The following is a 19,008-nucleotide window of genomic DNA, read 5'->3' on the forward strand; positions in this document are numbered from 1 at the left end:
ATCAACTCTGCTTTCTAAAATCGCCGGGCTTCATGCCAAAAGTTTCTCTGAACAATCGGCTGAAATAGGTGAGACTTCGATAACCAACCTGATCGGCGATCTCATAGATTTTGAGATTAGTAGTCTGCAGCAGATGCCTGGCATGTTCAAGCCGCCGGGCAGCAACATAATCACTAAAATTGACCCCCACCTTATCCTTGAACAGAAATCCAAGGTGATTCGGAGAATACGAGAAATGGGCAGCCAGATCCTTTAGAGTTACGTCTTGTGACAGACGCTGCCCAACATAATGTTCAATATCGGAGAATAACTTCCAATTGGACTTTTGCTTGCGCAAGTAGATATGTTCCGACCATTCGAACACGGTTCGTCTTAGCCAGGATTTAATATCATCCACCGTGTCGAACTGCTGAACGGTCTCAAATCCTTCCGATTTCCACTTTGCAAAGTGAGGAAAATCATCTTGTGCCTCTGCATTCAAATATCCTTCGAGCCGTGACAGGACATGAGTAGAGAAATGGTGTACTTTGGACGAATCGGAAAAGGCCCGCACATGCTCAAACAGCTCCTCCACGGCATCACAGATTGTGACGAGATCATATGTGGACATCGCTGTAAATAGCCGATCCAGCTGACTATTTACGTCTAGTACATCTCTTACAAGCGGAACATGCACCTCTCCTGGAGAGATAAGCCGATTTTTACCAAGAAACATTTTGCATCCGATTAAATTTCGCGCTTCATCAAAGGATACCGGCAGTTTGGTAACCCAATTCGTTTTTTGTCCAAAGCTGACCGTAATAGTAAAGCGGGAACGATCACGTATGTAATGGATAAGTTCGTTCAGATTCAATTCTATATCCCCAGCATCATAGGAATACATGAGTCCAATTCGGTCCGTAGACAATCGGCACCATGCCCCCCAATTTTTAGTTTCAATCCATGACGTAATTTGGCGGAAAGTCAGCTCATGCCATCGTTCATATTCTTCATCTGTGAACAAGTGCTGCATATGATCCATTTCTATAATAACGGCATGGGCCGTCTCCGTTCGTAGAGGAAGCGGATAAAGCCGGGTGAAGGACTGCAAGGTTGGCGCATCAATACTACCTTCCATGAGATGCTTCAAGAAATCCTGTTTCACAAAATCAAAATGCTCAAGTGCATCGCTCCCATTGTTTGTCTCCAATCTGGCATTCTCTTCTCTCAGAACATGAACGATTTTTTGCAGAGTTGTCTTAATTTCATCGTCATCCACCGGTTTCAGGATATAGCCATCTGCTTTCAAATGAATAGCCTGTTTCGCATAATCAAAGTCCTCATAACCGCTGATAAATATGATTTTAAGCTCCGGCTGTTTCTGAAGTGCCATTCGGGCAAGCTCCAAGCCAGACATTACGGGCATTTTAATATCGGTAACGAGAATGTCCACATCATGATTCTGAAGGTAATGCAATGCGGCAAGTGGTTTGTTCCCCATGAAAGCGATCTCAATATTAAGTTCGTCCCAGGGAATAAGTTCACGCATACCGACCAGATCGTAATTTTCGTCATCGACCAACGCTGCTTTATACATGATCGTTCGACTCCTTAATAGAGAATAAAAGGGCGTGCCTCAGCACACCCACCGTTTTGACATCTTATAGCTTGGTTCTATTATCATTTCCCCATAATTTTAAGATTCTCCTGCCATTTGGCGGTTTTCCATTTCAGCACTTTGTCATACCCAAGCTTCACAGATTCCGCCTGAGCCTCCGCCAGAATACTCTTTACTTCTTCATCATTTCCGGCGAATACAAGACGAGGAATGACCTGCTTATAATAATCTTTCAACCTTTGAAGAATAATCCCTTCTTCCGAAGTTGCAAGAGGATCCAGATTGGAGAATTCAGTCATGTTTTTGGACGTTTTAAAGGAAACGGTGGACTGGGCAACCGTTGTCCAGTCTTGTGCTTCTTCGGGCAGAAGTTCTTCCCGTTTGGCTTTGACCACGTCGACGTAACTTGTGTTACCGTACCAGTTAAACTCTCCGATCTTCATTTCGTCATATTTCTTCGGATCACGGTTAACATAGGCTTCATTCGGGATCGGAACGCCGTCTTTAACCTCATCATAGAACAATCCTTTCGGCCCAAAAAAGAGGACTTGCTGGCCTTCTTCACTGATCGCCCAGTTCATATAAGCAAAAATGGCTTCCGGATCCTTGGCATTCTTCGTAATGACATTCACGTTCCAGCCGAGCGTATTGTATCCACTCGGATACACCTTGTTTTTGTCAACGCCATCAGCATGCACCGGCCAGATGACATCATATCCCGCTTCCGGGTCGGCAGCTTGCAGATGGTTGTTAGCTTCACGCCCTATCCCTTCGACCACCGAATCAAAGGCACTGAATACAGCGACTTTACCATTTTTCAGTTTTTCCAAAATTTGATCACGTGTCTGGGTAAACGCATCTTTAGAAGTTAATCCCTCACGGAATAAACGACTTGCATACATGACGGTTTGTTCAAAAGCAGGATCTATGTAAATAGAACTTAGCTGATCCCCCTGCGGTACACCAAATACACCTCCAGAACCCGGTGAAATAAATCCACCTGTGCGATCTTCCGCTGCTCCACTATAGAGCATGCTGATCATCTGAGATTCACTGTCACGCATTTCCCCAAAATCAATCGGAACGATACTGCCGTTATACCGCTCCTTTACCTGCTTCAGATAAGCCTCAAGCTCGCTCCAGGTTTCCACCTTCGGTGATCCCAATTCCTTGTAAATTTTACGATTCACAAGATAGGCTGCATTGCCATTTCCGTTATCACCACTAATAAACCAGTTCGGAATTTGGTATAACTTACCGTCCGCACTGCGGAGCATATTTATCGTCTCTTCCCCGATTGTCTTTACAAACTCAGGATACTTCTCCAGATAAGGGTCAAGTGCTACAAGCTGACCTGCACTGACTAGTCGTTCCACGTCTTTGCCTCGGTCAAGTACTATGGCATCAGGAAGTTTTTTGGCAACAATCATGGAATTGAGTTTGGTCGCAGCCGCTCCGTTGGATTGTACAGGTTCCATCACAACACCAAGCTCGTCTGTTATCCATTTGCCATGTGGGCGTTCTTCCCATGTTGGAGCTGTGTACCAGTCATAATTGACAAATTGGGTGAAGCTGACTGGTCTTACTTTTGATTTTGCATCCGCATTTGGAGAGACGGTTTCACCTGTCTTTATCTGTTCCTTGGTGTTTACGCTTTCATTTACAGTTGGACTTGCCCCCTTCTCGCCTCCTGTACATCCACTGATCATTAGTACTGCACTTAATGCCGAAAGGTGAAGCCAGTACAGTGATTTACGTCGTTTTTGTTGTTTTTGTTCCATAGTTGCCTTGCCCCTCTCTTATACAGTTGTATGTTACACGTCTTCCTGTCCGTCAGACAAGAAGGCTTCATAACCATTTTGCGAGCAAACTACTCTTTAAGTGAGCCTACCAGAACACCTTTCACAAAATACTTTTGTAAAAATGGATAGATCATGAGAATAGGTAGCGTGGCCACCATCATCGTAGCCATCTGCAAGGATTTTACGGTAACCGTATTTTGCACCATACTTTGCGCATAACTGTTCAGATTGGTCATCAGCGAAGCCGTTGTTCCTGCGTTGATAATCTGGACCAGCAACGTTTGCAGAGGGATCAAATTTTGATTGCTGATGAATACCGCCGGGATAAACCAGTCATTCCACAAAAATACAGCAGTAAAAAGTCCTAGGGTCGCCATCACGGGGCCGGATACAGGCAGCACAATTCGAAAAAATACACCAAAATTGCTGCATCCGTCCATTTTGGCCGATTCCTCCAGCCCATCCGGAAGTTCCATAAAAAAGGTACGGAAGATGATCATGTTATACACGTTAACCATGCCATGAAGCACGAGGAATAAGAACGTATCATATAATTGAAGGTGATAGACAAGGATAAAGTACGGAATAATTCCTCCGCTGAAGAACATGGTTATTACGGCAAGAATCATGTAGGTTTTCTTGAACATAATCCCTTTTTTGGACATCGCATAAGCGAATAAAGATGTAAAAAGCAGTGCACATACCGTGCCAATTACTGTCCGAAGAATCGTGATGAGATACGCATTGTAGATATTTTTTTCTTGGAACACAACTGCATAATTCTCCAACGTAAATTGTCTTGGCCAAAAGGTGATCCCACCTGAGGAGGTATCGGAACCTACGTTCAACGACAAGACAAGGGAATTCCAGAACGGATAAAAAGTAATAAATGCCAGAATGCTCAACAGCGCATAGATCACAATTTTGAGAATACGATCTCCTGCAGACAGTTTCATAGACGATCTCCCACTCTTTCACTCGCGGTTTTACCACAAGCTTGTTTTTCCAAACTTTCTTGCCAATGTGTTCGCTACAACCAACAATGTTACACTTAATAACGATTTGAATAATCCTGCCGCGGTTGCATAGGAGAATCGTTGATTAACAATCCCCATCTGATAGACATAGGTGTCGATTACATCCGCAACGGGAAGAACGATGCCATTACTCAGGTTTTTTGTTAGTACCAGAATATCTTCATACCCTGCATTTAGAATGTTACCAATCCCCAAAATCAGAAAGATCATCATAATCGGCATAATATTCGGGATTGTAATTCGAAAGATCTGTTGGAAACGGCTCGCTCCATCGATGGAAGCAGATTCATATTGGGCGGGATCAATGCCGATAATGGCCGCTAGGTAGACAATCGAACCGAAGCCAATCTCTTTCCAGACATTTAAGGATACAAGGATTCCCCAGAAATACTCGGGTGTGGACATCCAGTTAACCGGCTCATGAATGAGATTTAGTGCGATCAGAAGCTCATTAACCGCCCCATTATCCACCGCAAGCATAGAGAATACGAGCCCAGAGATTACGATCCATGACATAAAATGAGGAACATAAGTGACTGTCTGAACGACTCGTTTGAACTTGCCTGCCACTTCATTTAACATCAGGGCCAAGATGATCGGCGCGGGAAAACCGATACACAGCTTAAGCAAACTGATGGCAAATGTATTTCGCATCACGCTCCAGAATTCCGGAGATTCAAAGAACATGCGAAAATGCATGAATCCAACCCACGGACTATTCTTCACTCCTGCAAACAAATTGTAATCCTGGAACGCAATAAAAATCCCCCACATGGGTCCATAGCTGAAGATCAGCAAGAATAACAGAGCAGGCCAGATCATAACCTGAAACTCCCACTGTCCTATAAACCTTTTCCACCCTGAAACCGATTTGGTCTGCGTAACTCCCTTTCCCAACAATTGTGGGTGGTCTGGCACATTTACTTTCTTCATTTTCCTCATCACCCACTTCGTCGCTTGATATTTCTATCGTAATCCCAATCCTCTTCATGGAATAGAACTACAACTAACGAAATGTGTACCTAATCAACGAACATGAGAAAAAACAAAATTAAAAAACGCCGACATTATTGTCGGCGTTCGAGTTGAAACTTTATCAAGCTACGTATTCATAAACCTAGTAATCTGAGAGTGAAATTCCAGCTCCAATAATAAGTACGAACACAAGAACATACACAACAATTCCGATCGCTGCCCACAGCAATGATGCTTTGGCATAATTGGCTTTCGAAGGGTTGGAATCTCCAAATGCCCAAACAAACAACATAATAATGTTTACAAGCGGAATCATCATAAGGAACAATGTGAGCATCCAACTACCGAAACTTACTGGCTGTGGTCCTGGCTTATGTACTCTTTGACTAGCAACTTCTGACATAATATTTCTTCCTCCTTTCTTCTTCATTTCAATTGCTACCTGCTAAGACAATCCACTTTTACTTTATAAAAGAAAAGTTTGCCATTAATAAAAATACCTGAATTCTCATGAATTTACAATGTAATATTTACCATATTGGTTTTGCCCTTCATAGAATGATGATTGTAACGACATGAGCAGATCCCTTCTTCCCTAGTAACGGATATGTTTAGTAACGATGTCATCCAAATACCGAAGCAAAACGGTTTGAATTTAAAATACCCCTCTGTTCAACAAAAATAAATTCATCTTCTCAGATGCTCATACTCTTGTCTACTAAAAGGGGTTACCTGTCAGTGATATTCTATTACTTCTATTCCTATTTACACTAACTATTTATTTCGGCTGAATATATCCTTCAGCTTTGAGCAATTCAGCGATCAATACAGCACCGCCTGCTGCTCCGCGCAGTGTGTTGTGAGACAGTCCTACAAACTTGTAATCATACAAGGAGTCCTCACGCAGTCTGCCCGTTGAAACGCCCATACCGCGCTCGATATCACGATCCAGCTTCGTCTGTGGTCTGTTCTCTTCTTCGAAGTACGTAATGAACTGTTTTGGTGCACTTGGCAGAGACAGCTCCTGTGGGCGACCTTTGAACTGCAACCAACGCTCCAGAATTTCGTCTTTGCTTGGTTTTTTCTCGAAGTTCACAAACACGGTTGCCAGATGCCCATCCGTTACCGGTACACGAATACATTGTGTTGTAATTAATGGGGAGGACGCTTTTACAATCTCATTATTTTGAATGCTTCCCCAGATCCGCAGTGGTTCCTGCTCACTCTTCTCTTCTTCTCCACCGATGTATGGAATGACATTATCGAGCATATCTGGCCAGTCCGTAAAGTTTTTACCTGCTCCAGAGATGGCTTGGTATGTGGAAGCCACCACTTGAGTTGGATTGAACTCGCGCAACGCGTGGAGTGCAGGCACATAGCTCTGAATCGAGCAGTTGGGTTTAACTGCGATGAATCCGGTTTTGGTTCCGAGACGTTTGCGTTGAGCTTCAATCACGTCCAGATGTCCCGGGTTAATTTCCGGAATGACCATGGGTACATCCGCTGTCCAGCGGTGAGCCGAGTTGTTGGAAACAACCGGAGTTCCCGTTTTGGCATAAGCCTCTTCGAGCGCTTGAATTTCATTCTTTTTCATATCTACAGCACAGAATATAAAATCAACCTGACTCGCAAAAGCTTCAACTTGGGAAGCGTCCTGCACAACAATGTTTTTCACTGCTTCCGGAATCGGAGCAGCGAGCTTCCATCTGCCTTGTACGGATTCTTCGTATGTTTTGCCTGCCGAGTTAGCACTTGCTGAAATAGCCGTTACTTCAAACCATGGGTGTTCATTGAGCAGATCCACAAAACGCTGACCTACCATCCCCGTTCCTCCGACGATACCGACTTTCAATTTTGCTGACATAAAATCATCATTTCCTTTCGGTGTGAGTTTCCTCTTATTAAACACTATTCAGGCGTTTCCAAAGCGTGTAGCCAACATCCCGGAAAAACCAAAAAATCCCATCCCCAAGACAAAAGTCTCAGGGACGAGATTGTTACACTCGTGGTACCACCCAGATTCGCCAATATGTCGCCATACCAGCCTCTTCGAGTTATTAAGGATAACTGCATTCAATTATGCCGTAATCCGCATATACTCTCGCTCTGTAACAGGAGCTCCTGTCACACCATCCCTCAATCCTGAAAGTTCCGATGTGCTGCTCTGAGTCTTTATTCAACAAAAAATTCTTTACCCCTTTTCAGCTGCCGGAGCTCTCTGTGAAAGAAACCTTTTATCTACTCATCTCTTCATCGCATTTGATATTGCGATTATAATATCAAAATTACCATCGTGAAGTAAACACATTTTTTTAGATCATGGAATTTATACGTTCTCAGCGGAGCTGAATGATTCAATTATCGCAAGAAAAACTTCAACTAAATGCGGTCTGTCTTCTGTGAAAGTACGTCGATAGACGTTTTTCTTATAAATTGCTGCAAATGGCTATTTTTTTACTGCTTTTTGGCAACAATCGCATACGTTCCCAGTGGACTCCCAGGCCCCGTCGCATGATGTGTCCGAAGTAATTTCAGTTCGGAAAGTAGAAGTGTTTTTACTTTGTCCGGGATCGGAAGCATTTGCAGTTCCACAGGCGCTTCTGCCAGTGTCATTTCGGTTTCCCAACGACCGTCCTGCAGTTCGGGAGAATGGATTGAAATCTCTTCCTTAATGGTCCACCCCGCCGCAGAGACAAGCTCTTGGATATCCTCCGGTGTAAAGAGCGTGCGCACATTGGAAAAGCTGTTCTCCTTGTAACATTCGATCTGGGACTGAATCAGAACGGATAACCAATGTGAGAGCTGGCTCACATCTGTAACTCGTGTATCCCATTCGGCGAAACATAGCTGATGTCCCCACGACCTAACCTTGCTAAGAATCTGGGCGAGTTCGTCAAACGATTTCAGGTACCATGAACAATGGGAAAGTACGATCACATCAAACTCATTCTCGGCGAATTGAGCCTGATCACTTAGGATGTCAAACTCATAATCCATTCGAATTCGGTCACCCAGCGGAGATTTCAGCAGCTTGGCTGCCGCTTCACCTACGGTCAGTGGTGCACCATAATCCTCTGGTGCAATATCTACACCATGAACGTACCCATGCTCCCCCACCAGATGTGCAAGCACGGCCGTTGTATCTCCCTGACCACAACCGATTTCCAGAACGCGGCTGCCTTCCTTGATTCCCCAAAAGAGTCCCAGTTTCAACCGATGCTCGGTCTGAATGTATTGAATGGCGGCGTTGTCCTCCACGTCCATATACTGAATAAGATCCCTGATGATAGTCTGACTCATGATTCCTCACTCCTCAAAGAGCAACTTGAACTTCTTGCTCATTGTAGCGTGACAGGCACCATTGTACAATGCTGGAGTCTATGACAGGACCATAGCACGAAGGAGCCCCTCCTAAAAGCAGATCTAAACCTCTGCTACATATCTCCCTAGGCCCACTGCGTTGCAAGCTTCTGAAGATATGGTGTCAGCATGGGCTGTAGTTCCTTACGCATCAGTCCGATCTCCAAGATCGCCTGAATATATCCGAACTGATCACCAATATCGTAGCGGCGTCCTTCCAGTTCAAGGGCCAGCAGCTCTTCCACCTGGCTTACTTCTTTTAGCGCATCCGTTAGCTGATATTCTCCTCCAGCACCTCTCTCGATTCGATCCAGAATGGGAAAGATGGAAGGTTTCAGAATGTAACGTCCCATCACAGCTGTTCGAGAAGGCGCTTCTGCAATGGAAGGTTTTTCTACCAGATTGGTGATCAGGTGAACCCGATCATCTGCCCCTTGTGAATCGATAATCCCGTATTTACTCACGTCAGCAGGTTGCACCTGCCGCACGCCAACAATCTGGCTGCCTGTTTTTTCATATAAATGAATCATCTGTGCAAGTGCTGGTGGATCTGACACCATAATATCATCTCCAAGCAGTACGGCGAATGGATCATCTCCCACAAACTGACGAGCACATCCAATCGCATGGCCCAATCCAAGCGGCTCTTTTTGCCGGATAAAATGAATACTTGCCATTTCGCTGATCGCTTGTACCTCTTCCAGTAGTGCTTGCTTGCCCTTGGCGTACAGGGAATGCTCCAATTCAACCGATTTGTCAAAATGATCTTCGATCGATTTTTTATTGCGTCCGGTTACGATGATGATATTTTCAATGCCCGATTGTACTGCTTCTTCCACAATGTATTGAATCGCCGGTTTGTCCACTATTGGCAGCATTTCTTTGGGTTGTGCTTTGGTTGCCGGCAAAAATCGGGTGCCTAGCCCCGCTGCCGGAATGACTGCTTTTTTAATTCTCATATCATGAAGTACTCCTTTCATTAGCATCAGATGAAGGGTCAGATCCTTGAATGGGCTCTGCCCGGAACACCCAATACCGACTGGCGATATAATTTATAACCATGCCCGAGAGAGTTGCCAGTATTTTACTCATTACAACGCTCCAACCTAATATGCTATTGCAGATGTACAAAATCAGAGAAGATAACGCAAGAACCACCAGATTGGTGATTACAAAACGCATGATTTCATTTTTTTTGCCCTGTCTTCCCGCATCCTGGAAGGTCCATCTGCCGTTCCACCAGTAACTATTCACGACCCCACAGCTATACGAGATCACCTGGCCAATTAGAGCAGGTGCGCCAGCGGCAGCGAGCAACGTGAATACCAATGCATCCACTGCAGTATTCAGGACACCCACAATTCCGAACTTAAATATAGTGACCAACCGATTAGTCATGATGAGCAACTCTGCCCGATAACCGTGACTGACTTGACTGACTCTCCACCTGATACACATCTCTTACGATATAGAGCGGACGCGCCTTCGTCTCATCATAGATTCGGCCGACATACTCGCCAAGAATGCCCAGCATGATCAATATGAAGCCGTTAAAAATCAGCATGATGCTGACCATCGAAGGCCATCCTTTGATCGTAGAATCTGTAAATATCGCTGAAGCAATGACACTAAGCATATAGATGAAGCCGCCGATGGATAGAATAGCTCCTACGTAACCTGCAAGCTTGAGCGGTTTGTGTGAGAATGAGGTAATTCCGTCCAAACTCAGCTTCAACATACGTTTCAGCGGGTATTTTGTCTCCCCTGCCAAGCGCTCATCCCGTTCATATTCAATGGCCGTCTGACGGAACCCCACCCAACTGACCAGTCCGCGAACAAATCGATTTTTTTCCGGAAGACGTTTCATCTCATCACACACCTTGCGATCAATCAGTCGGAAATCCCCCGTATCCACTGGAATTTCCGTATCCGTCGACGCACGCAGTACGCGATAGAACATGCTTGCCGACCATTTCTTGAAGCGTGTCTCCCCGCTTCGTCTGGTTCGACGGGCATAGACAACCTCATAGCCCTCTTTCCACTTGGCGATCATGTCCAATATCAGCTCGGGAGGGTCCTGAAGATCCGCATCAATAATGACGACGGCATCGCCTGCTGCATAATCCATCCCTGCCGTAATTGCGATCTGGTGACCGAAGTTGCGCGCAAAATCTATCAGCTTCACACTTTCGTCCCAACGGGCGTAGTCACGGATCATCTGTGCACTTTGGTCCACGCTACCGTCGTTGACAAAGAGAAGCTCGTAACTCTCTCCTGTACTGCCCATGACTTTTTTGAGACGCCGATAGGTCTCCTCAATCACCGCTTCTTCGTTATACATCGGAATGATAATGCTATAACGGCACTTTTGAGCCATGTTCGTTCCCTCCCTTATACCATTCGATCACGCTTATAATTTCACTTCATATAGAGTGGATTGACCGCCGAAACCTGAACCGCTGTCCGTACCCGTCTTCCACTCTGACGTTGAAATTTCGATACCATGCTCCTTGATCCAGTCGCCAATATCAGAACTGCCACCTCGGCCGCCCATGCCACCTACCATGAAGTATTTCACTTGCCCACTCTTCACGAGTTGTTCCAATTTTTCCGTGCTATACACCGGATCTGAACCCGAGAACCCGCCAAGCGTAATGACTGCTTCATTTTCATCGATGATATATGGAGCTGCCTGGTTATAGTCCGTCGTTGCAAAGAGATAGGTTTCACCTGTGTTATGCTCTCTCAGATAATTCAGTGTTGTGGTGTCCACTTCTTCGTTGCGGTTTCCCGCGCCACCTCGACCACCTGTCGTCGGCATGCCTCCGCCGCCATTCATGTTTCCGCCTGAATTCGGAGGTGTTCCCATGCCCGCATTGTTTGGGTCAGCTTCATCGGACGATGGGAAAGCCTGATCGGTGTCGGTGTCATTTGATGTATTTGGCTGAGCCATACCCATACCGCCACCATTGCGATCACCTTGTCTATCTCCCATTGCCATGCCCATTCCACCGAACATTCCATTGGAACCTGTAGGCCCGGCGGCAGGGATCATGCTGTTGCCTCCATACGTGATAGGTGTGAATGCCCAATAGGTCGGACCGATCAGCATGACCATGAAGCCTGCAATTATCAAACCCTGTTTCCATGGATGTGAACGATTAAGCATCACAATCAGGATAATCGTGATCAGAATGCCTGCAATTAATTCACTTATAGACCAACCTGCCCCGATAGTTTCGTTATACACCTGCATGATATACCAGCCGAAGGTGGTCGTAAGCAGCACAGATAACGGAAGCAGCCAGGCTTGCCAGCCATTGCGTTCACGATATGCCGTCCACATGGCTGCAAATCCTGCTCCGGTTAATGCAGCTACTGGAGGGGCGAGCATAATCAGATAATATTGATGGAAGAAGCCTGCCACACTAAAGAAAGCAGCTACCGGAAGCAGCCAGACCAGCCAGAACAAAGCTTCCTTGTGCTTATCTGTTATATTTCTCCGTCTTAATCCTGCAAAAATCGCGATGCAGCCAAGTAATACCATCGGCAAAAGCCAACTGGCCTGGCCGGACAGTTCGGTCTGGAATAAGCGCAGAGGACCTTTTTCCCCCGTACCAAACATGCCACCCATGCCTCCACCGCCGCCATTACTGCCTCCGAAATTCCTTCCATTAGGCATCTCGCCACCGTTTGGCATCTGACCGCCCGGGAAAGTCATTCCGTTCATGCCACCCATTTCACCATTTCCCGGTGCATTGCCTGTTGGAGCCGAGCCGCTGCCCGACTGATCGGATGCTGATGTCTGGGAAGTTGCGTTGCCACGGACCTTGCCTTCATCAGAGGCGTTTGGCATGCCTGCATTCGCTGATCTGTTCTGTTGCCCTGTGAGACGGGATAAGCCGTTATATCCAAAAGCCAGCTCCAGCACTGAATTGGTTTCACTGCTGCCGATATAAGGCCGTTCATCTGTAGGTATTGAATCCACGGTAACTGCCCAGGATAAAGAAACGACTGCCAGCACCGCCGTACTTCCGATCAGCAGGATGATTTTTCTTCTCCACTTTGCATTGAATGCAAGCAGATAGAACAAGTAGAAAGCCGGAAGAATCATATAGGCTTGCAGCATTTTCATATTAAAAGCAAGCCCAATGAGTGCAAAGGCAACCAGGATACGCCACGTACTGCCTTGCTTGCTTCCCTTGAACAAAAACCATGAACCCAGCAGCAATGTGAATACCAGCATGCTGTCAATATTGTTGGTACGGCTGACCGCTGCCACAACAGGAACAGTCGCCATCGCAAGTGCCGAGATTCGCGCTGCGGCAAGACCAAATGTAGGCTTGACCATGAAATATATCAGCAGCACCGAACCGATCCCCGCTAACGCTTGCGGTAAAATAACACTCCATCCATGCAATCCAAAAACGTAAGCAAAAGCGGTTTGAATCCAGAAGACAACCGGTGGTTTGTCTACGGTTACGGAACCAGCCGAGTCAAGCGATGCATAGAAAAAGTTATGGAAATTCCTCAGCATGCTCCCGACGGCGGTCGTATAATAGGAATTGGCATATTGGTCGTTCCAGATGCCATACCCGTTCAGAAATGCCGCCAGTAAAACAATCGGCAGAAGGACAAGGTCAATCCTTCGTTTGGCGTTATTCAATCTCAATCACTCCTTCAAGTTCTTCATGTCTACTATTGTGACAGGCCAAAGTAAAACTGGGATGAGTGCCCGCTGAATGTTGCCTGAGGATAACTTGCAAATTTTTCAGCTAATTTTCAGTTTGGCGAGCGATAATACAGCATATAGACCTCTAGAATTGAGGATATGTAATTGATGGATTTAACGGGAGGGAACGCCTGCTTATGAAGCTAAGTACTGGCATTAAAATACTATTGGCCGATGATGAACCACATATTTTGCAATTTCTGGAGCTAGGACTAAGCAACGAAGGATTTGACGTACGTACGGCCCCGGATGGAGCCGCTGCGCTTGAATTAGCACTAGACTTTCGTCCACATATGGCCATTCTGGATGTCATGATGCCCGAGATGGATGGGTTTGAGGTTGTTGAGCGTCTGCGCAAGAGCGGGGCCCAGGTCGGGGTGATCATGCTGACAGCCAAAGATGAAGTCGAGAATCGGGTAAAAGGCCTATGGCTTGGTGCTGACGATTATATGATTAAGCCTTTTGCGTTCGATGAACTGCTTGCACGGATTCAGGCAAGGCTGCGTAACCAGTTTCCTTTATTAATAGGGGCAGTGACTCATGGCCCATACCGAATTGATGATCAACGCAAAGAGATTACCTATCACGATCAGATTCTGGAGTTATCTCCAACCGAATATGAACTATTAAAATTCATCGTTCTCAATCATGGTATTGTCCTGAGTAAAGCGACCATTCTGAACCGCGTGTGGGGATACGATTTTGGTGGAGAAGAGAATATTGTGGAGGTGTACGTCCGCTCCTTGCGTGACAAACTGGGGGATAAAGAACATAAGCTCATTCGTACACTTCGAGGTGTCGGATACAGGGTGGATCTCTGATGGTCTCTCTATTAAAGAAAGATAAACATCTTTGGACTTGGCTTCATCAATGGATATCGCCACGTTCGCTCCGTTCTCAATTACTCGCACGCTCCTTGTTCATTCTGGCTGCTCTGCTATTGTTAATTGGCATTCTTCAATTCTGGATTATGGAAAGCTTTCTGTATCGCAACCAGGCGAAAACCATGGAAGAGCAGCTCATGTCTATGCCTCCTGTGTGGCTCGGATCGTCTTCACGAAGTGGTGCGACAAATAATCCTTTTGGCGGGCAATCCGGATCAGATCCAAGAGGATCAGGCAATCGTTTCTTATACATTCCTGATCGTTCACTGGCTTTATTTGATAATCAAAGTGGCTTTGAGGATATTTTTGGTGAAGACGGTCTGACCGCTCCTCGCTTGACGTCAGTTGAATATCAGAACATTACAGATCGGATCAACGATAAACAACATGTTCCGTACCGGATTGTAACGGATAATAAAGGCAATGAGCAGCTAATTGTCTTCTCTTCACCTGGACCGCGTAATCGCGGCTTACCCATGGTACAGATGGGTACGGCTACGAAACCGCTAAAAGATCTGATCGTGAAACAGCTTCTGATCTTCTTGATGTTATCCCTGCTGGCTATGGTGGCTGGACTCGTTCTATACGCCAAAGCACTTCGCCGGACGTTAATTCCATTGTCCAGTATGGTAGATACTGTGCAACGAATCGATGCAGGCAGCTTGGCTGAACGTCTTCCTTCTGTCCAGGGACAACAGGAAGTGGATCAGCTGGCGCTTTCATTTAACGGCATGCTTGAGAGGCTTGAAGACTCGTTTGAAGCAGAACGGGAGTCAAAAGAACAGATGCAGCGTTTTCTGTCTGATGCTTCCCATGAACTGCGTACCCCTCTTACCTCCATTCACGGATTCATTGAGGTGCTCAAGCGCGGCGCAGCTTCCAACAGCGAACAATTATATAGTGCTTTGAACAGCATGTATGGTGAATCGATGCGGATTAACAAACTTGTAGAGGACCTGCTGATGCTGACGAAGCTGGATCAGGCCCCTCAGCAAGAGCAGGAAGTCATTCAACTTGACAGTCTGCTGCTTGAAATGCAGCCACAGCTGATCATGATGGCTCAGGAAAGACAGGTTCATCTCGACCTGACCGCTGAAGTACATGTAATGGCCGATGCTCACAAATTGAAACAGGTTGTACTTAATCTGTTCCACAATGCAGTTCAGCACACCGATTCAGATCGAGGAGCCATCAGCATTACTTTATATGCCGCTCAGCATAAAGCTGAGTTAACCGTCAAAGATAACGGCTCTGGGATTGAACCGGAACATCTCCCTCATATCTTTGAACGCTTCTATCGCACAAGCTCTTCCCGTTCAAGAAAACAAGGGGGCGCGGGCCTAGGCCTTGCCATTACCCGTTCGATTGTGGAATCGTATGGCGGGAAAATCACAGTGCGCAGCCAATTAGGTGTAGGAACGGAATTTACGATTTTGCTGCCTTTGGTCAAGTGAAGGCTACGCAGATTGAGGCTCGCAAGATACAGCTTTTTCGTTGTATTGCGGCTCTTATCATATGACAAATACCCCTATCATTTCTGCAGAGAAATGATAGGGGTATTTGTTTAGTATCGAATTGGTTTATTTGTACAAGGTCAATCTGTATCGGAAGTTATCGTTGGTCTGCGAGCCATTCGTCAAGTTCAGCAATCCATTGATGCTGCTCATCCGCAAGTAATGTTTCCCATCCTAGCTCAGCAGCAGGCTTCAAATTTTTAGCCTGATCATCCACATATATAATACGTACATCCCTGGCTAGATGAGATTGTACAAGTTCATATATTTCTATATTGGGCTTGCAATATCCGACCTGATTGGAAATGGTAATGCTCTTGCAATACGGTTGGACCAACGGCAAAATGGGTTGAATCCATTCTTGACAATGATTACTTAAGAGATGAAGTTCTGCCTGCTCGCTCCATCGTTCAAGACGATGCATGGCAGGTAACAACTCTGTTGTTTTTTCAAGCAATTCATAAGCATACATCTTATCCATATTGGGATATTGGGTTTGCATCCAGATCCAGAACTGTTCCTCTGTCATGCTTCCTGTCCACAAGTCCTTGCGTATACCACTCAATTGCTCGATTAATACAGGAAAAGGAGTACCTGCATAGCTTGCAAGCTCCTGCCAGAATGAAGAGGAAAGATTGGTGATCAGCACACCGGCCAGATCTAAAACAAGTTGGGGTTTGGAATCCATGGTATCACTCCTGTGCAGTCATCTTGAGCCAATTACAGTAGGGTTATTGTTGGTACTTCAACAATTGGTAATGGTTGTAAGGTTCATTTTCGATTTCAATCATATTCAGATATTCAAAATTGCATTTCTGTATTACCTTGTTGGATGCCTGATTCGTTAATAAAGCAATGGCATTCAATATTTCAACGTTTGTATTTTCAAATAAATACTGTGTTATTCCTTTTACTGCCTGCGTTGTATAGCCACGGTTCCGGAAGTGTTTCGAAATGCCGTACATAATCTCCCGATTGGGCGCTGGCAGTTCATCCTTGATCCCCGAACAGCACCATCCAATAAACTCATCATTTTCTTTGAGCACGATAGCCAACCGTAAATAGAGGTCTCTGATGTCTCCTCCCGCCAAAACAGCTTGTTTAAAATTCTGATTCTCAGGGATTTCGTATTGAGTCAGCCAAAGTACTCTCTCTTCAACCGCAGCATTCCATCCTGGCAAAAATTCGTATACCTCAGGTTGCCAGGTGATTTCCTGCAATTTCTCCAAATCCTCAAGTCGATACTCGCGCAAATATATATCTTTGCAATCAATGATTAATTCATCACTTTGGTTGGTTTGTTTCATAATTTGTTTCATAATGCCTCCTGGTGTACATCTTATCTACCCTTTTGCGTTTCACTTTAAAGCTCGATAACCAAAAATCAATTCAGATTAAAAGCTTGTATTACGTTGTTCTCTTCATCAAGAGCATACACATTCGTGAACGTTGTCATTAACATCATTTTGTCTTCACTCTGGTAAGCTTCCGGCATTCTCATCATAAACGTATTATTGCTTGACTCAACCTCCTGAGTCTCACCGTTTGTGTATTCAATCTTAAACTTGTGTACAGGCATATCGGAATATAAAGCGCCCCATATAAAATTTCCTTTGTTGTTCTTCGGTTCCGCTTGTACCAAAAAGGCGGGCCCCACATCTGAACTCGCTGTCCAACCTGATTCACTATCCGTATCATAGTGATATCTCCCATTCTTATGTTCATAAGCAGCGAAAACATATTGTGTTTGGTCCAGTGACAAAACCAGTTCATTTTGCTGATCTACATTAACCACTTGAAGGGGGTATTTCCAAGTAGACTGAACAGCCTTCTCTAACGTTTTATATCCAAAAATATCATTCCAGAAGAATGCAGTAACACTAACCAATACACATACAATAAAGCACGAACCTATCCATAACAGCTTCCTCATATTTCACCCCTTGCACATTGTCAGTTACCAAACTAACATTGGCAGATCATAAACATCGGGCCGCTCTGATTTAAAATGAGACTCACTCAAGTCCTTCCTTATCCATAAACTCGTCTTTGGTTAACCCAAACAGGATCAGATCCTGATATTTCCCATCGGTATAAATCACCTGACGACGCACGCCCTCCTGCACACATCCAAGCTTTCTCATCATGGCTGCAGAAGGCTCATTTCCTTCCAGAACATAATCATTGAATTTATTAAGCCTGCGCTCGAAAAAGGCATATTTGAGCAAAATTCGAATGGCTCTCGTCCCGTATCCTTTTCCGCGATGGTCCCTGTCGATTTGAATTCCAATGCTAAAGGTACCATTCCGCTCATCGATGCTGTTCAGGTTCACGCCCCCAACATTCTCACCATCCATATTTTCAATCGTGAACATGATTCGTCCTCTTTCTAGAGAGAAATCAGAAAAGTCTTCCGTAAATTTCTTCGCCTCAGCATTCGTAGGTGGCAGCTCTACTGCACATTCCAGTAAACGACGAGCAGGTGTATCAAACCGGTTATAATAATGATCCTCCCAATCTTCCTCACGCAAAGCACGTAATCTGACCTTATCATCCTGCCAAAAATAATCGCTATAGTTAATCTCTCTCATTCTGATAACCCCCGCTTGACCATGAATTGTTTATCATTTTAATACGAGCTACGCCTATAATAACCCATATTGTGGAATTTGAGGAGATTTGTTTTCATAAACGATACAACTAAAAATAGCCCCCGGACAGGAAGATCCTGCCGAAGGCTATCATCTATTTTATATAATACGTCATTATGCTTCTTCTTCTTCCGGGTATTGAGGCTTGGTTACATTATCGGGGACCGTTTCATCGTAGACGTCCTGACCGGGATAATCCCGAACTTCCCCTTCGTGCAGCTCATGATTTTCATAATCGAAACGGTGTGCGGTCCTTTGATCCACTCGCCACGGCGAGCTTTTGCCAAGTGATTCAGACATTAGAGATGAGCCGTAAGGACCTTCTGGGAACTCTTCGAGTGTGATATCATTTCGCTGCGACTCCACCGTGGATACATCGGTATATTCTTGTCTTTCTTCTTGCAAAAATTTATCCTTCATCGTTCGTCCCTCCATATCTGCTTCGTGGTGATCAAA

At 45.2% G+C, this 19,008-nt stretch carries 18 protein-coding genes and 1 other annotated feature; of the genes, 2 read left to right on the forward strand and 16 right to left on the reverse strand.

What is annotated here, in order from left to right:
* Nucleotide 1: 1 nt before the first annotated feature.
* From ACR1R9_RS13685 to ACR1R9_RS13735, 11 genes are all read right to left on the reverse strand, one after another.
* The gene (locus ACR1R9_RS13685) at nucleotides 2-1,576 is read right to left on the reverse strand and encodes a response regulator transcription factor (RefSeq protein WP_433923414.1); all 1,575 of its coding nucleotides are present in this window, start codon (nucleotides 1,574-1,576) and stop codon (nucleotides 2-4) included.
* An 83-nt stretch (nucleotides 1,577-1,659) separates the two neighbouring features.
* Nucleotides 1,660-3,378 (reverse strand): extracellular solute-binding protein, encoded by a 1,719-nt coding sequence (locus ACR1R9_RS13690; protein ID WP_310852842.1) that lies wholly within the window; start codon nucleotides 3,376-3,378, stop codon nucleotides 1,660-1,662.
* Nucleotides 3,379-3,467: 89 nt separating this feature from the next.
* On the reverse strand, nucleotides 3,468-4,355 hold the full coding sequence (locus ACR1R9_RS13695) for a carbohydrate ABC transporter permease (RefSeq protein ID WP_076291116.1): 888 nt from the start codon (nucleotides 4,353-4,355) through the stop codon (nucleotides 3,468-3,470).
* Between the two features lie 30 nt (nucleotides 4,356-4,385).
* On the reverse strand, nucleotides 4,386-5,258 hold the full coding sequence (locus tag ACR1R9_RS13700; RefSeq protein ID WP_246318169.1) for an ABC transporter permease: 873 nt from the start codon (nucleotides 5,256-5,258) through the stop codon (nucleotides 4,386-4,388).
* Between the two features lie 295 nt (nucleotides 5,259-5,553).
* Entirely contained in the window at nucleotides 5,554-5,814 is a 261-nt protein-coding gene (locus ACR1R9_RS13705; protein WP_433923413.1) for a hypothetical protein, read from the reverse strand.
* A gap of 375 nt (nucleotides 5,815-6,189) precedes the next feature.
* Nucleotides 6,190-7,275 (reverse strand): aspartate-semialdehyde dehydrogenase, encoded by a 1,086-nt coding sequence (gene asd / locus ACR1R9_RS13710; protein WP_433923412.1) that lies wholly within the window; start codon nucleotides 7,273-7,275, stop codon nucleotides 6,190-6,192.
* 117 nt (nucleotides 7,276-7,392) lie between these two features.
* Nucleotides 7,393-7,674, reverse strand: a binding site (T-box leader).
* A 191-nt stretch (nucleotides 7,675-7,865) separates the two neighbouring features.
* The gene (locus ACR1R9_RS13715) at nucleotides 7,866-8,711 is read right to left on the reverse strand and encodes a class I SAM-dependent methyltransferase (RefSeq protein WP_433923411.1); all 846 of its coding nucleotides are present in this window, start codon (nucleotides 8,709-8,711) and stop codon (nucleotides 7,866-7,868) included.
* Nucleotides 8,712-8,857: 146 nt separating this feature from the next.
* Nucleotides 8,858-9,730, reverse strand: coding sequence for a UTP--glucose-1-phosphate uridylyltransferase GalU (gene galU / locus ACR1R9_RS13720; protein ID WP_433923410.1), 873 nt, complete (start codon nucleotides 9,728-9,730; stop codon nucleotides 8,858-8,860).
* A gap of 1 nt (nucleotide 9,731) precedes the next feature.
* The gene (locus ACR1R9_RS13725) at nucleotides 9,732-10,169 is read right to left on the reverse strand and encodes a GtrA family protein (RefSeq protein ID WP_433923409.1); all 438 of its coding nucleotides are present in this window, start codon (nucleotides 10,167-10,169) and stop codon (nucleotides 9,732-9,734) included.
* Entirely contained in the window at nucleotides 10,162-11,148 is a 987-nt protein-coding gene (locus ACR1R9_RS13730) for a glycosyltransferase family 2 protein (RefSeq protein WP_433923408.1), read from the reverse strand. The genes ACR1R9_RS13725 and ACR1R9_RS13730 overlap by 8 nt, the downstream gene beginning before the upstream one ends.
* A 33-nt stretch (nucleotides 11,149-11,181) precedes the next feature.
* Nucleotides 11,182-13,437: a glycosyltransferase family 39 protein gene (locus tag ACR1R9_RS13735; RefSeq protein ID WP_433923407.1), complete on the reverse strand. Its 2,256-nt coding sequence runs from the start codon at nucleotides 13,435-13,437 to the stop codon at nucleotides 11,182-11,184.
* A gap of 203 nt (nucleotides 13,438-13,640) precedes the next feature.
* On the opposite strand from ACR1R9_RS13735, the gene ACR1R9_RS13740 reads away from it, so the two are divergent.
* On the forward strand, nucleotides 13,641-14,324 hold the full coding sequence (locus ACR1R9_RS13740) for a response regulator transcription factor (protein WP_433923406.1): 684 nt from the start codon (nucleotides 13,641-13,643) through the stop codon (nucleotides 14,322-14,324).
* Complete coding sequence (locus tag ACR1R9_RS13745) at nucleotides 14,324-15,841, forward strand: sensor histidine kinase (protein WP_433923405.1); 1,518 nt, start codon at nucleotides 14,324-14,326, stop codon at nucleotides 15,839-15,841. The genes ACR1R9_RS13740 and ACR1R9_RS13745 overlap by 1 nt, the downstream gene beginning before the upstream one ends.
* Nucleotides 15,842-15,998: 157 nt before the next feature.
* Here the strand turns inward: ACR1R9_RS13745 and ACR1R9_RS13750 are convergent, their stop codons facing one another.
* From ACR1R9_RS13750 to ACR1R9_RS13770, 5 genes are all read right to left on the reverse strand, one after another.
* A complete protein-coding gene (locus tag ACR1R9_RS13750) occupies nucleotides 15,999-16,589 on the reverse strand; it encodes an HAD-IA family hydrolase (RefSeq protein ID WP_433923404.1) in 591 nt (196 codons plus the stop codon).
* A gap of 43 nt (nucleotides 16,590-16,632) precedes the next feature.
* Nucleotides 16,633-17,220: a GNAT family N-acetyltransferase gene (locus tag ACR1R9_RS13755; protein ID WP_433923403.1), complete on the reverse strand. Its 588-nt coding sequence runs from the start codon at nucleotides 17,218-17,220 to the stop codon at nucleotides 16,633-16,635.
* 65 nt (nucleotides 17,221-17,285) lie between these two features.
* Nucleotides 17,286-17,834, reverse strand: coding sequence for a hypothetical protein (locus ACR1R9_RS13760; protein WP_433923402.1), 549 nt, complete (start codon nucleotides 17,832-17,834; stop codon nucleotides 17,286-17,288).
* A gap of 82 nt (nucleotides 17,835-17,916) precedes the next feature.
* Nucleotides 17,917-18,492 (reverse strand): GNAT family N-acetyltransferase, encoded by a 576-nt coding sequence (locus ACR1R9_RS13765; RefSeq protein ID WP_433923401.1) that lies wholly within the window; start codon nucleotides 18,490-18,492, stop codon nucleotides 17,917-17,919.
* A 174-nt stretch (nucleotides 18,493-18,666) separates the two neighbouring features.
* Nucleotides 18,667-18,972 (reverse strand): hypothetical protein, encoded by a 306-nt coding sequence (locus ACR1R9_RS13770; RefSeq protein WP_076291104.1) that lies wholly within the window; start codon nucleotides 18,970-18,972, stop codon nucleotides 18,667-18,669.
* Nucleotides 18,973-19,008: the final 36 nt, after the last annotated feature.

It is taken from the genome of Paenibacillus taichungensis (genome assembly GCF_050994985.1).
GTDB classification, from domain to species: domain Bacteria; phylum Bacillota; class Bacilli; order Paenibacillales; family Paenibacillaceae; genus Paenibacillus; species Paenibacillus taichungensis.